This is a genomic window from Mariniflexile sp. TRM1-10, assembly GCF_003425985.1.
GTDB lineage: Bacteria > Bacteroidota > Bacteroidia > Flavobacteriales > Flavobacteriaceae > Mariniflexile.
This window is the reverse complement of the sequence record NZ_CP022985.1, coordinates 1921993-1936829: the sequence shown is the minus strand read 5'-3', so window position 1 is coordinate 1936829 and position 14837 is coordinate 1921993. Positions and strand designations below refer to the sequence as shown.

General features: G+C 34.4%; 10 protein-coding genes. 5 read left to right on the top strand and 5 right to left on the bottom strand.

The genetic code is table 11. The features are described from left to right. The first annotated feature begins 64 nt into the window (after window positions 1-64). The 4 genes from CJ739_RS08275 (at window position 65) to pbpC (ending at window position 9070) form a co-directional block, all read left to right on the top strand. Entirely contained in the window at window positions 65-5629 is a 5565-nt protein-coding gene (locus CJ739_RS08275) for an alpha-2-macroglobulin family protein (RefSeq protein ID WP_117174238.1), read from the top strand. A gap of 4 nt (window positions 5630-5633) precedes the next feature. Beyond that, window positions 5634-5945, top strand: coding sequence for an antibiotic biosynthesis monooxygenase family protein (locus tag CJ739_RS08270; protein ID WP_117178841.1), 312 nt, complete (start codon window positions 5634-5636; stop codon window positions 5943-5945). 220 nt (window positions 5946-6165) lie between these two features. After that, window positions 6166-6516: an endonuclease domain-containing protein gene (locus CJ739_RS08265; protein WP_117174236.1), complete on the top strand. Its 351-nt coding sequence runs from the start codon at window positions 6166-6168 to the stop codon at window positions 6514-6516. Between the two features lie 202 nt (window positions 6517-6718). Then, on the top strand, window positions 6719-9070 hold the full coding sequence (pbpC, locus tag CJ739_RS08260; protein WP_117174234.1) for a penicillin-binding protein 1C: 2352 nt from the start codon (window positions 6719-6721) through the stop codon (window positions 9068-9070). A 407-nt stretch (window positions 9071-9477) separates the two neighbouring features. On the opposite strand, the gene CJ739_RS08250 is transcribed toward pbpC, so the two are convergent. From CJ739_RS08250 to CJ739_RS08225, 5 genes are all read right to left on the bottom strand, one after another. Further along, window positions 9478-9903, bottom strand: a complete 426-nt coding sequence (locus CJ739_RS08250; RefSeq protein WP_162880166.1) for a type 1 periplasmic-binding domain-containing protein — start codon at window positions 9901-9903, stop codon at window positions 9478-9480. A gap of 427 nt (window positions 9904-10330) precedes the next feature. Further along, window positions 10331-11125: an ankyrin repeat domain-containing protein gene (locus CJ739_RS08245; RefSeq protein ID WP_162880165.1), complete on the bottom strand. Its 795-nt coding sequence runs from the start codon at window positions 11123-11125 to the stop codon at window positions 10331-10333. 304 nt (window positions 11126-11429) lie between these two features. Further along, on the bottom strand, window positions 11430-12299 hold the full coding sequence (locus CJ739_RS08235) for an endonuclease/exonuclease/phosphatase family protein (RefSeq protein ID WP_117174224.1): 870 nt from the start codon (window positions 12297-12299) through the stop codon (window positions 11430-11432). After that, the gene (locus tag CJ739_RS08230; RefSeq protein ID WP_117178839.1) at window positions 12299-12823 is read right to left on the bottom strand and encodes a YciI family protein; all 525 of its coding nucleotides are present in this window, start codon (window positions 12821-12823) and stop codon (window positions 12299-12301) included. Before CJ739_RS08230 ends, CJ739_RS08235 begins: the two co-directional genes overlap by 1 nt. Before the next feature lie 113 nt (window positions 12824-12936). Then, window positions 12937-13404 (bottom strand): CYTH domain-containing protein, encoded by a 468-nt coding sequence (locus CJ739_RS08225; protein ID WP_117174222.1) that lies wholly within the window; start codon window positions 13402-13404, stop codon window positions 12937-12939. A gap of 80 nt (window positions 13405-13484) precedes the next feature. On the opposite strand from CJ739_RS08225, the gene dinB reads away from it, so the two are divergent. Next, window positions 13485-14582, top strand: a complete 1098-nt coding sequence (dinB, locus tag CJ739_RS08220; RefSeq protein ID WP_117174220.1) for a DNA polymerase IV — start codon at window positions 13485-13487, stop codon at window positions 14580-14582. Window positions 14583-14837: the final 255 nt, after the last annotated feature.

Sequence of the window (14837 nt, the reverse complement as noted above, 5' to 3'; positions counted from 1 at the left end):
TGTTTAACAAGAAGCTGCCTACAATTTCTTTTAATTTAAGTTCAATTCAGTAAACTATCAACCTATGTCATCAAAAAAGCTCCTCGCTATCGTAATATTAATTGCGATTACAATTTCCTGCAAAAAGAAAGAAGTAGAAACCGATAACTTATTTAAGTTTCGAGAATATATAAGCTATACCTCTTCTGGTTTGGTTTCGGTGGCTGATCCCATTCAAATTAATTTGGCAAAAGATGTAGAAGGTTGGGAAATGGGCAAGGAAATTACTTCTGATATCATAACCATTTCTCCGCATGTACAAGGAAAATTAACGACTGCCAACAAGCACACACTACTTTTTACACCCGATGAACATTTAGAACCGTCGACAGAATATAGTGTCACCGTTAAACTAAATGACATTTATAAAAACATCCCCAAAGATTTTAGCAGCTACACATTTCAGTTTAAAACCATTACACCAAATTTTAATATTGTTACCAATAATTTACAATCTTATAGTAAAAATTGGCAGTATTTGGAAGCAGGATTGCGTTCGGCAGATGTCATTTCAATTAAAGATGCAAAAAAAATAGTTGAAGCATTTCAAGAAGACAAAAAACTATCCATTGTATTCAATGAAGCTCATGAATATGCCAAAGTGTTCGAGTTTAAAATTGATAGCATCCACCGTAAAATAAACGACAGCGAAGTCCTTGTAAAGTGGCATGGAAAGGCGATTAAAGCAGATAATAAAGGCGAAAACAACGTATTTATTCCCGGAATAAACAACTTTACTATTATTAATATGGATGTCATTCAAGCCCCAGAGCAACATCTGTCCATTAACTTTTCCGACCCTTTAAAAAAGCAACAAAACTTTGATGGATTGATAACCCTTCAAACAGTAAAAAACCCGAAATATGTGGTAGATGGTAATGTATTGAAAGTATATCCAGAATCTAAATTGACAGGGAATATTCGAGTTGATGTATTCCAGGGTATTTCGAACACCGATGGTTATAAACTTAAAAAACCGTTTTCTGAAATCATTGCTTTTGAAGAATTAAAACCACAAGTACGCTTAATTAGCAACGGCACCATTCTACCAAACTCACAAGAATTAAAATTCAATTTTGAAGCGGTAAACTTAAAAGCTGTAGACGTAAGAATCATTAAAATTTTTCAAAATAATGTGCTTCAGTTTTTGCAAGACAGCGAGTTAAACGGCAGAGATTCTTATGCGATTAGGCAGGTAGGCCGACGCATTGCAAAACAAACCATACAACTTCAAACCGCTGCTGGAAATACTGGAAAGTGGAAAGCGTACAGTATTGATTTATCTAAATTTTTTAATGCAGATGCGGGTGCTATTTATCGGGTGGAACTGAGCTTTAACAAAAGCTATTCGTTATATAATTGCGATGCAAATACGACAACATCAAACACAGAAGGTGATGAATATGAAACATATTACGAAGATGAATACTATGAAGGAAACCAAACAGAAAGCACACCTGAAGAAGAAGAATTACGGGAAGAAGCCTATTGGGACAACCTAACATACCATTACAAAAACTACAACTACAATTGGCGCGAAGAAAACAACCCCTGCCATGACGCATATTATAATGGCTCTAAAATTGTTTCCCAAAACCTATTGGCATCAAATCTGGGCGTTATTGCCAAACAAGGCAGTAATAACTCATACTATTTCGCTGTTACTAATATTTTAACTACCGACCCAGAAGCGAATGCAACTGTAAAACTCTATAACTTTCAACAACAAGAAATAGCAAGTGCGCTAACAGACAACGACGGATTAACCCTTATAGATTTAAACAAAAATGCTGCCTTTGCCATTGTTTCAAAAGGAAAAAATACCACATATATAAAACTCGCCGATGGTAATTCGTTATCGCTAAGTAAATTTGATGTGTCCGGCAATAAACTTCAACGCGGGCTTAAAGGCTACATTTATGGCGAACGTGGGGTTTGGCGACCTGGAGACACACTTCACTTAACGTTTATGCTGAATGATTTTACAAATCCCTTACCAAAAGGCCATCCTGTGAAAATGGAAATTACCGATCCCAACGGTAAATTGGTTTATAAAAACGTCACATCAAACAACCTAAATAACTTTTACAAGTTTACGGTTATAACCTCATCTGAAGATAAAACAGGAAATTACAATGCCAAAGTTTCTGTTGGTGGTGCATCCTTCTATAAAGGTTTAAAAATTGAAACCGTTAAACCCAACCGCCTAAAAATTAAAGTAGATTTTGAAAACGACATTCTTACAAGCAAAGAACCTTTAAAGGGGACTTTGGATGTGAAATGGCTTCATGGCGCACCCGGAAAAAACTTAAAAGCAGAAATTAAGGCAAAATTCAGTAGTTCCCATACCGCTTTCAAAAATTATAAAGAGTATGTTTTTAATGATCCGACAAGACAATTCAACACGGAAGAAAGCACTATTTTTGAAGGTTCTGTGGATGCTGAAGGACTCGCAAAAATCGATAAAAAATTAGAGATTGGTAAAAATGCCCCAGGCATGTTGAACGTTCAGTTTTTAGTGCGTGCTTTTGAAAATGGTGGTGATTTCTCTATGGATGCTTTTACCAAACAATATGCGCCTTACGAGTCGTTTGTTGGCTTACGTGCTCCTAAAGGAAATGCTTATGGTTCATTCTTTACAGATGAAAACCAAACTTTTGATGTGGTAGTGGTAGACGCCAACGGTAAACCCATAAAACGCAATAACCTTGAAGCAAAAGTTTATAAAGTGGAATGGCGCTGGTGGTGGAATTCGTCTTACGATAACCTATCTAGCTATGTGTCCAGCTCCTACCATAAACCATTTCTGAACAGCAAAATCAATACAGATGCTAACGGAAAAGCACAACTAAATATAAAAATTCCAGATAACCAACGTGGTAGATACCTCATTAGAGTTGTTGACCCTATAAGTGGTCATGCTACAGGGCAAACGGCCTATTTTTATAAGAACTGGTATGCCCCAGCTGGCGATAAAGAAGCCGCTAAAATGTTAGTGTTTTCAGCCGACAAAGAACATTATAATGTGGGTGAAACTGCAAAAATTAAATTTAAATCGGGCAGTGAAGGGCGTGCCTTGGTTAGTGTTGAAAACGGCACAGAGGTTTTAAACTACAAATGGGCGAAAACCAAACAAAGTGAAACCACTGTTGAAATTCCTATAACTTCTGAAATGGCGCCCAATGTATTTATCAATATTTCGTTATTGCAACCACATGCCATAACGACCAACGATTTGCCCATTCGTTTGTACGGCATTATTCCAATCATGGTCGAAGACCCTAGCACTAAATTGGAACCTCAGCTGAAAATGCCCCATGTGCTGCAACCCGAACAGGAATTTCAAGTATCTGTTTCAGAAAAAAACAAAAAAGCGATGACTTACACCCTTGCGGTTGTTGAAGAAGGACTATTGGATTTAACACGCTTTAAAACACCAAATGCTTGGGACGAATTTTATACCCGTGAAGCGTTGGGTGTAAAAACCTGGGATATTTTTGATGATGTTATTGGAGCTTACAGCGGAAGCATCGACCAAGTTTTTGCTATTGGTGGTGACGGAAGTGCAGCCGCAGGAAAAAATAAAAAAGCAAACCGATTTAAACCAGTTGTTACTTATTTAGGTCCTTTCTCGTTAAAAGCTGGTGAAAGCAAAACCCATAAAATAAAACTTCCAAATTATATTGGTGCGGTACGCACCATGGTTGTTGCAGGAAACCATACGACCAAAGCGTATGGAAGCACAGATAAATCAGTAGAGGTTAAAAAACCTTTAATGGTATTGGCTACGCTTCCGAGGAAATTAAGTCCAGGAGAAAAAGTAACACTTCCAGTGACCGTTTTTGCTATGGAATCCAAGGTAAAAAATGTGAATATTAGTCTCAAATTAAGCAATGGCATTTCTATCGTTGGAGAAAGAACCAAAACGCTGTCATTTCCTAGACCAGATGAGCAAATAACGTATTTTGAATTAGACGTTAGTAAAGCAAAAGGCGTCAGTACCATTGAAGTGATAGCAACAGGAAATGGTGAAAAGTCAACTTATAAAGTGGAATTGGATGTTATGAACCCAAACCCTATAACCTCTATTCCCATTGATGAAACATTAGAATCCAATGCATCAAAAACTTTAGGGTTTTCAACCTTTGGTATTACAGGAACAAATACTGCAACCGTCGAGTTTTCAACCCTGCCTCCAATGGATTTTTCACGTCGTTTACAATATCTTATCCAATACCCTCATGGATGTGTGGAACAAACCACATCGAGTGTGTTTCCGCAGTTATTTTTAGGAGATATTTTCGATTTAACGTATGCTAAAAAGCAACAAATTGAAAGTAATATTAAAAATGGCATTATTCAATTAGGGCATTTCCAGCAATCAAATGGTGGATTAAGTTATTGGGCTGGAGAACGTACTGCTGATGATTGGGGAACCAGTTATGCCGGTCATTTTATGATTGAGGCAGAGAAAAAAGGGTATGTACTGCCATTAATGTTTAAAAACAATTGGCTAAAATACCAAAAACAAGCTGCTAGAGATTGGCGACCAAGTTATAGAACCTATAATTCCGATTTGGCCCAAGCTTACAGGTTATATACGTTGGCACTTGCTGGACATGCAGATTTAGCCGCCATGAACCGTTTGCGTGAGTTTAGCGAAATTTCCAATGAAGCCAAATGGCGTTTAGCTGCGGCTTATGCTTTGGCAGGACAAAAAGAAGCGAGTAACAGTATTTCAAAAACTGCCAATATAAATTTCTTGCCTCCAAAATATAATTATTACACCTATGGCTCGGTAGATAGAAATCGTGCTATGGCTTTAGAAACCATGGTGTTGACAAAAAATTCCAAAACGCGGGAATTGGCACAATACATCGCTAAAGATTTATCGAGTAACCGTTGGATGAGCACCCAAACCACCGCTTATAGTTTGCTTGCCATGTCAAAAATGGTCGCCGCTAATGGTGGAAAAGCATTACATATAAGCTACACTATTAACGGAAAAACCGAAACTATAAATTCTAAAAGTGCTATTGCCCAACGCGAATTAAAAGTATTAGATGGCTCAAACAGCCTGTCCATAAAAAATAATAAAGACAATTTGATTTATGTCCGTATTTTAAACTCTGGGAAATTACCTTTAGGAGAAGAAATTGCCGAACAACGTGGTTTAAGTATTTCTTTAGTGTATAAAGATTTAAAGGGCAATAAAATGGAGATTTCAAAATTGCAACAAGGGCAAGATTTTGTAGCAACTGTTAGCATTAGTAATATGAAAAATGAAAGCGTACAAAACGTGGCTTTAACAGAAATTTTCCCTTCAGGATGGGACATTGTAAACACACGTTTCACTGAATTTGGCGATGCCACCACAAGTCAGGCACGTTATACAGATATTAAAGATGATCGAGTGAATTTCTATTTTGATTTACCTGAAAAAGGAAAATACAGCACAAAAACTTTTAATGTGATGCTGAATGCCTCGTATTTAGGAACCTATTATTTACCGGGCATTCAAGCTGAAGCAATGTATGATAATGAGTATTTGGTGAGAACAAAAGGACAATGGATAACGGTTGAAAAGTAAAAGCATGAAAACCAACTTCAAACCCTATTACGCCGTAATTTTCACTTCAACCCAGAAAGAAAACATTGAAGGTTACAGTGACATGGCAGAAAAAATGGAAGCGCTCGCCAAACAGCAATCTGGCTTTTTAGGAATAGATAGCGCAAGAAACCAAATAGGTATAACCGTAAGTTATTGGGAAAGTTTAGAATCCATAAAAAACTGGAAGCAACAAACCGACCATTTACAAGCACAATTAAAAGGTAGGCAAGATTGGTATAGTTGGTACAACGTGAGAATTTGCAAAGTAGAACATGAGTATGAGTTTAATGGATAAACCACCTCGTCTTCGGTTTCCTTTTGCGAAACCGAATCCACTCCTCCTTTTAAAGGAGGAGAGCTTTAAAAAGCGGTGAAACATTATAATTACAACTAGGTGAAACATTATAATTACAACTATATTGAAATTAAAGTAACAAACCACTCCTTTCCTTTTTTAAGGGAAGGTGGATTTAAATCTGATAAGATTTAAAGACGGAAGGGTTAAATAAAATAAGATGCACAACCACAAACACCTAGAAGAACGGAGAAAAGAATTAAGAAAAAGCTTAACTCCCGCAGAAGCTTCGCTGTGGAAGTCTCTACAAAGAAAACAGCTTAAAAATAGAAAATTTAGAAGGCAACATAGCATTAATAATTTCATAGTAGATTTTTATTGTGCTTCAGAAAAACTGATAGTAGAATTAGATGGAGCTGTTCATTTAGATTTTGCACAACAAAATTATGATTATGAACGAACTCAAATTTTAGAAAACTTAGGTTTTAGAATCATTCGATTTGAAAACAAATTAATTTTTGAAAACCTGCCTGAAGTTTTAGAAAATATAGCAAGTCATTTTAAAGATTAAAACCACATATCGTCTTCTATTTCGGAAATCAAAATAGAACCTACTAATCTTTTTTAAAGGAAAAGTACTTAAAAGGCGGTGAAACATTATAATTACAACTATATTGAAATTATAGCGACAAACAACTCCTTCCCTTTTTTTCAAGGGAAGGTGGATTTAAATCTGATAAGATTTAAAGACGGAAGGGTAAAGAATATAAACAGTGAACAAAATAACTACTTACATTAAACGTCATAAAATAAAGTCGGCAATAATTGCCGTCATTTTAATTGCTTATTATTTCTGTTTACCAAGGCAACTTTTTAAAGACCCAACAGCAACAGTAATTACCAGTGCCGACAATGAACTTTTAGGAGCGCAAATTGCTGACGATGGGCAATGGCGGTTTCCTCAAAACGATAACCTTCCAGAGAAATTCAAAACCTGTATCCTTCAATTTGAAGATGAATATTTTTATAAGCATCCTGGTTTTAACCCTGTTTCTATTTTTAAAGCGTTGCGAGATAACCTAAAATCCAACAGCGTAAAACGTGGAGGTAGCACCATAACGCAGCAAGTTATTCGCTTATCAAGAAAAGGTCAAAAACGTACTTATTTTGAAAAAGCCATCGAAATTATTCTTGCTACAAGATTAGAATTAAGAGCATCAAAAAACCACATTTTGGCATATTACAGCAGCAACGCGCCTTTTGGTGGCAATGTCGTGGGGTTGGATGCTGCTTCATGGCGTTACTTTAATAGAAATGCCAATGAGTTATCTTGGGCAGAAAGCGCTACACTTGCCGTTTTACCGAATGCTCCAAGTCTTATTTATCCTGGAAAGAATCAAGAACGGTTAATTAAAAAAAGAAATCGGCTGCTTAAAAAACTTTTAGAAAATGAAATCATCGATTCGTTAACCTATAATCTGTCAATCGCTGAAAGTTTAGCTCAAAAACCATATCCATTACCACAAATAGCACCTCATTTGTTACAAAAAGTATCGCAATTACATAAGGGAAAACGGATACAGACCAGCATTGATATGCGCTTACAAGAACGTGTTAACTATGTTATAAAAACCCATTACAATCAATTAAGCCAAAATGAAATTTATAATGCTGCTGTACTGGTTTTAGATGTGAAAACCAGAAAAGTGATGGCGTATGTTGGCAATACCCCAACAGACAAAGCCCATGAAAAAGATGTAGATGTTATTGATAAACCCCGAAGTACCGGAAGTATTTTAAAACCATTTCTTTATACTGCCATGTTGGATGCTGGTGATATTTTACCGCACACATTAGTTGCCGATGTTCCCACGCAATTTGGGAGTTACAACCCTGAAAATTATAACAAAACTTATGATGGTGCAGTTCCTGCAAGTCGCGCCTTATCACGCTCGTTGAATGTTCCTTCGGTTCGTATGCTTCAGGAATTTGGGTTAGACCGCTTTCATCATTACTTAAAAGTACTTCAGCTTAAAGATTTAAAATACCATGCCAATCACTATGGCCTCTCGCTTATTCTCGGTGGTGCCGAAAGTAATCTGTGGGATTTATGCAAAAGTTATGCAGCATTGTCATCAACATTAAATCACTTTTCTGAAACCTCAAGCGAATATTACACCAACGAGTTTTGTGAACCCACTTTTTTAGTTTCGGAAACCATTGACTTCGGAAAGAAAACAACAGACAAAACACTTTTTGATGCCGCTTCCATTTATTTAACTTATGAAAGTTTAAAAGAAGTGAATAGACCGGAAGGCGATGAAAGTTGGGAATTTTTTGATGGCTCTAAACAAATTGCTTGGAAAACAGGCACCAGTTTCGGCTTTCGCGATGCTTGGGCTATTGGCACCACTAAAGATTATGTTGTAGGCGTTTGGGTAGGAAATGCCGATGGCGAAGGCAGACCCGGTTTGGTAGGCGTACAAGCAGCAGCTCCCATTTTATTTGACGTGTTTGACTTATTGCCAAAAAGCGACTGGTTTTCAAAACCTTATGATGAAATGCAAGAAGTCTCAATTTGCAAAAAAAGTGGTTATAGAGCGTCTCCTAATTGTGATGATCTTGAAGAACGTTTTATTCAGTTAAGTGGATTAAAAACCAAAGCCTGTCCGTTTCATATTTTGGTACATTTAGATACTTCTGAAACATATCAGGTAAACTCATCGTGCGAAGAACTTAGTCGCATTAAAAACAAATCGTGGTTTGTGCTGCCTCCTACAATGGCCTATTATTACAAAACCAAAAACCCCTTTTACAAACCTTTACCCAAGTTTAAAAGCGATTGTTTGAGAGATAATGCCATTACTATGGAATTTATTTATCCAGAGGAAAATAACAGCATTTTTTTACCTAAGGATTTTGATGAAAAACCCAATGACTTGATTCTAAAAATAGCGCATTCCAAACCAGATGCAACCCTATTTTGGTATTTAAATGAAACGTTTATTGGAAGCACAAAAGACATCCATGAGTTGGCTATAATTCCTAAAGAAGGCAAACATATCATTACCGTTGTTGATGAATTTGGAAATGAGGCAAAAAGAAGAATCACTATTACCAAATAATATGTGACTTTGTGTGAATCAATTAATTAATAATGTCACCCAAATTACAGAAGATTTTGACGGTGATTGGTGATTATTTTATTACAGTAAAAAAACAATTCTTGAAAAATCTATATAAAATATTAATTAAATTAAACAAAAAAGAAAATGGCATTACATACTTTGCGTATTCTAAACTTGTCTATTTTTTAATTATTGTATATCTGTTTCATTTTCATTTAGTTACCTTATATGGGACAACTTGTTTTAAAATGTACTTGGGAATAGCAGGGTAACACAAACGACCTCAACTAATGTTTTCCTAGAAAAGAACCACAACTTTTTTATTGTAGTTCTTTACTCTTGTTTTATTTCTTACTCGTTACGGCACGGAAAACATTTCCGCGCTAGCAGGGGAGGACAATTAACTACCATCCCTTGCTTAGATAATTAAGCTCTAGAGGTTCAGTTATATAATAACAATCATTAAACCTAGTTAAATTGACTCTCAAAGTCCACTGATTATTTTTATCATCCTCAAGCTTCATGATGTATTTTTCTCTAAAAAAATAACTTGACACTTCCTCTATACTTTCCATTTCAAAGTTTTTAAGTTCAAAATGCCATTTGTCAAGTTTATGTATTTTTTCCAAAGTGCCTATTAACATATTGTAGCTTATTGAATACATTTTTATAACCTGCGGTTTGTTATTAGTTAATAAGTCTGCCATATCATTATAACCATTGTCCTTTTTACCAGCACCTTTCCAAACTTTCAACACACTATCAAACTCAATCAAAGAGATATATTCTTCTGTGTTTTTATTATTAATAGCTTCAACTGAATTTTCCATTAAATCCTTTGCTGTTTTACAAACCTGACTTGGTGAGTTTACACATGTCAAAAATAAAAACATGGAGACGAAACAACTAATATTAATTTTTGTATTCATAGTTATACTTTCAATTTAGGTGTTCTTTATTTTTTTAAAATTATTTCCGCACCCATCCTCCCGAATAGATATCATGTGTATAATTACCTTCTTCAAGGTTTCCAGATCTAGTATCCTCTAGTAATTTTTTAGTTTCCTTATCCTTTTCTCTTCTTTCTTTTTCTCTTCTTCACTTTTTCCCTTCATCTTCCTTCTCTGAAAATGAATTATAAACATCTTAAAAGGTCAGCTTAAACACAAAAACTCCTTTTAAGGAGTTTTTGACATTGTTTTCATGTTCTTTAAAGGCTTGTGCAACGACTACGTACATTAGGGAACAGCTAAAATACTACCTATTTTCTATATAATTTATAATTCTTTTCCTATGTAAATCATTTTTTGAGTTTTCAGGGTATTTTTGTTCATTTAAAAATTCAATTATAGTAAGTTCCTGCCTAGGTGTATTATTATGCGAAGGCCTAACAAAAATATAACTTGGTATTTCTGCTTTTCTTTCTATAATTAAATATTCCAGTATGTCTAAATTATCATGTACAATACAATTAGCCAAAGGTCCCTTTCCATTAATATAATTATAGCCATTAATATCCGCTCCTAATTCAACTATTTTTTTTACTAAATCAATACAATCTGACTTAATAGCAATCATTAAAGGTGTTTCTTTTGTTATATAATTAGAATTAAGATACTTTACATCTATTTTATCATCTATTTTACCTCCATGTTTAACAAGCAATTCTAAAATATCTGTTTCACAATTTCTTTTATAGGCCTTATCACTAGCAATAAAAACAGCAGTTGTAACTTCATTATTCATATTAGAGGGTGGTTCTGATTTCTTATTTGGGTCAGCACCAAACTCTAGTAATTTAGAAACTGATTTTTGTAAATTATTAGCAACTGATAGCATCAGAAGTGAGTGACCAAACTCAGGGTCTAAATAATCTACTAAAGATTCATCTTTTTCTAAAATTCTTTCTATTTCACCTAAATTCTCATTTTTAACCGCTATAGCTAAATCATAAGCTTTAGTATTTTTAAAGGATTCAAAATCAAAACCAGGTAGATTTTCTTTACAGCCATTTAATATTATTACTAAAAAAATTATTCCGATTTTTCTCATTTTAAGCTTTTTAATTACCAATTAGGCATTGCAGTCGAAAATGTTCCAAAGATCGACTGTTTGGGGACATAAGGCTTAGGATTATTAGCCAATCCATCAATCATACTTGTAATACTATGCCCTCCTTTACCACTAATTCCTGGTTTAACAAGTATCGTATTCCCAAGTGCAGAGGCAGATGTAGATATTTCTGCTTTAGCGGGATACAAACTTCACCAGCAGGGGAATCACTATTACCAAATAATATGTGACTTTGTACAAATCAAAGACCATAGCCCATTTGGATCCAACTAGCGCTATAAAATTATTTTCTAACATACGTTTTAAGTATACAATGATCGCTTTTAAACGTATTAATTTTTTGAGTTTTAAGAATCTTTAAATCTTTAGAAACCCAAATATGGTCGAGAGAAAGCAACGGTATGTTCCATAACCACGTTTCTCTAAAACCATTTCCTTTTTCATTGAAAGCGTGGTTGAAATTTTCTTTAATTTCTTTTAAATTTTTAGATTCAAAAGGCACATTAAAATCGCCCAAAATAACAGTTTTTTGTGTTGTTTTAATTGATTTATTAACAAAATCTAGCTCCCAAGTACGAGGTACATCGGGGCTTCCCGTAACATCAACTGCATAAAAATCAATACCCCTCGTTTTAAATTTTATAACCGTTGAGCTGTAATTGGATGTATTCTCACTTTCAATGTGTACTTCAGTTTTAGAAAAAACACATATTTCCCTTCTTAATTTATAAAAAAAATATTCTGGATATTTTAGTTGGAAGGAATCCATGTTAACTCTTTTAGACTCAACCAGAACCATTATATCTGGAATACTATTACTCTCTTTAAATGCTTCACCAAAACCATTCTTGCGGGATGCATTCCAAAAAACCACCTCTAAATCTAAATCATTTACTGGCTCTGGAATATGGATCTTAAAACTTCTTCCCAGCCAAATTAGTAATAAAACACCTGCTAAAACGAAATGATATTTTCTTTTTTCAATAAAGATAGATAATATTAAAACGACTAATATTATCAACGGTAAAGGGTGTGCATAATAATTTAAAGAATCCGAAAAACTGCGTTCTTTTAAAACAAAATGTACTACCAAAAGCGCTGTGATTATTACAACATTTACAATCCAATAAAGAATTTTAAAAATCTTAATCATTACCTAAGCGAAAAGCCCTTTGCCGCCCACCAAGGGTGTATTTCTATAACCAAACGCCCAGCTTTTACCATGGGGTCTGCATTCGCTAAACTATCGGCCATTTTAAGGGTTGGCACATTATAGATTGTAATACCTCTAATATCACCTTTGTCTCCAAAAGGCCCAGAAATATCAGCATAGCCCAACTCGTACATTTTGCCTAAATAAGCCAAATGTTCTTCTTGTAAAATCTCTGCTTCTTCTTCGTTTTGCGTACGAATGGGACCGTTTTTTAAAAACGCTACAAAATATTGCTGCATTAAAATGGTATCTTTTGTTTTTTCATCAACATAATCAAAGGTTTTAAACCCTTTAGCTTTTAGGTCTTCTTTAATTTCTTTTGTCGATTTTTTAACGGGTTTTTCTACAATTTCAAGTATTACTGTGTCTTTGGCGGTTTCTTCTACGACGGTATTTTCCTTTTCTTTTTTTCTACATGACACCATTGCCAATATTGAAAAACATATTACTATAAATTTTTTCATCTGTTTATATTTATTGTTTTTATCTGTCAGATGGTGCATCCATAATCATGCTCCTGTGTGTTAAAGGTATTTTTAGCATGGATGGTTCATCTTCTCTCTTTCAATTATTTACGTTACCATGTTTTAAATGGTCTTTTGCTTAATTGTGAATTGTAATATTTAATAGTTCCAGTAACTTCTTCACCTAACCAATCGGGTTTTAAGAATGCCTCATTTTCGGTATTTAATTCAACTTCAGCAATGACTAATCCTTCGTTTTCACTATAAAATTCATCCACTTCAAAAATATGATCTCCAAATTTTACTTCATAACGGATTTTATCAATAACACCTGGTTCACATAGCTTTAAAAGTGCTTCGGCCTCTTCTTTTAATAGTCCTTTTTCCCATTCAAAACGCGATAAACCATCATTAGTAGATAATCCCTTTACAGTTATAAATCCAGTATTTCCTTTTAATCGAATTCTCACGGTTCGGTCTTTATGCGTATTTAAAAACCCTTGTATAATCCTTGTGCTTTTAAAAGCTTCATTTTTATAACTATTTGAAGTTACTAAAAATTTGCGTTCAATTTCTACCATTAACTATCTCCACTAATTTTAATTAATTTGCTCGTTAAAAATGCCAATAAAAAATCACATTTAATGCCTAAATTTACACTATGTTGACCGATTTACCAATACGAAAAATTATTCATGTTGATATGGATGCGTTTTATGCCTCTGTGGAACAAATGGATGACCCAGAACTCAAAGGGAAACCCATTGCTGTTGGTGGAAGTGGTAAACGCGGTGTCATTAGTGCAGCAAGTTACGAAGCTAGAAAGTTTGGAGTAAAAAGTGCAATGGCTGGAAATTTGGCTGTAAAACTATGTCCAGAACTCATTTTTGTGAGACCACATTTTGAACGTTATGCTGAAATTTCAAAAAAAATCCGAAAAATTTTTCATGACTATACCGATTTGGTAGAGCCACTCTCTTTAGATGAAGCTTATTTAGATGTTACCCACAATAAAAAAGGCAACCCAAGCGCCTCTTTAATTGCAAAAGAAATAAGGGAGCGTATTTTTAATGAAGTGGGCTTAACGGCATCGGCAGGTATTTCTATTAATAAATTTGTGGCGAAAGTAGCCAGCGATTTTAATAAACCTAACGGACAAAAAACAGTAAATCCTGAAGAGGTTTTTGAATTTTTGGAAGCACTTGATATTAGGAAATTTTATGGCGTTGGTAAGGTAACTGCTGAAAAAATGTATCAATTAGGTATTTTTACTGGAAAAGATTTAAAACAAAAATCCATTGATTATTTAGATGAACATTTTGGAAAATCCGGTCGGTACTATTATTATGTGGTTAGAGGCATTCATAATAGTGAGGTAAAACCAAACCGAATTAGAAAAAGTTTAGCTGCCGAACGGACCTTTAGTGAAAATTTATCGAGCGAAGTATTTATGCTTGAAAAGCTAGAACATATTGCCGATGAAGTTTCCCGACGCTTAACAAAAAGCAAAGTATCTGGTAAAACCATAACATTAAAGATAAAATATAGCGATTTTACTTTGCAAACCCGAAGCAAAACCTTGCACTATTTTATTAGTGATAAATCATTAATTTTTGAAACTGCAAAAGATTTACTCTACCAAGAAAAACTGAGCAATTCGGTGCGGTTGCTTGGTATTTCTATGTCTAATTTAAACACCGAAACAAAAAAAACACATGAACAAAAAAGTGTGAGCGTACAACTAAAGTTTGAGTTTTAATTAATTTTAAATCATTGTTGTCCAATAAAACTTTTACAATTCACTGCAAACACAGTGATAAGGGCTTTTTAAAGATATTACTGATTTGTGGCCTTACTCTTTATTATAATTTGTTACTTAGTGATTCTTAAAACAGTCATGCAAATGGACATTTGAATATCAATTTGTTGTCATTTGGTCTATATGCTATGTTCTTTGAGTGAAGCCTTGAATCTTTAATCGGATACTAATAATTTCAAATGGGTTTATTTACTA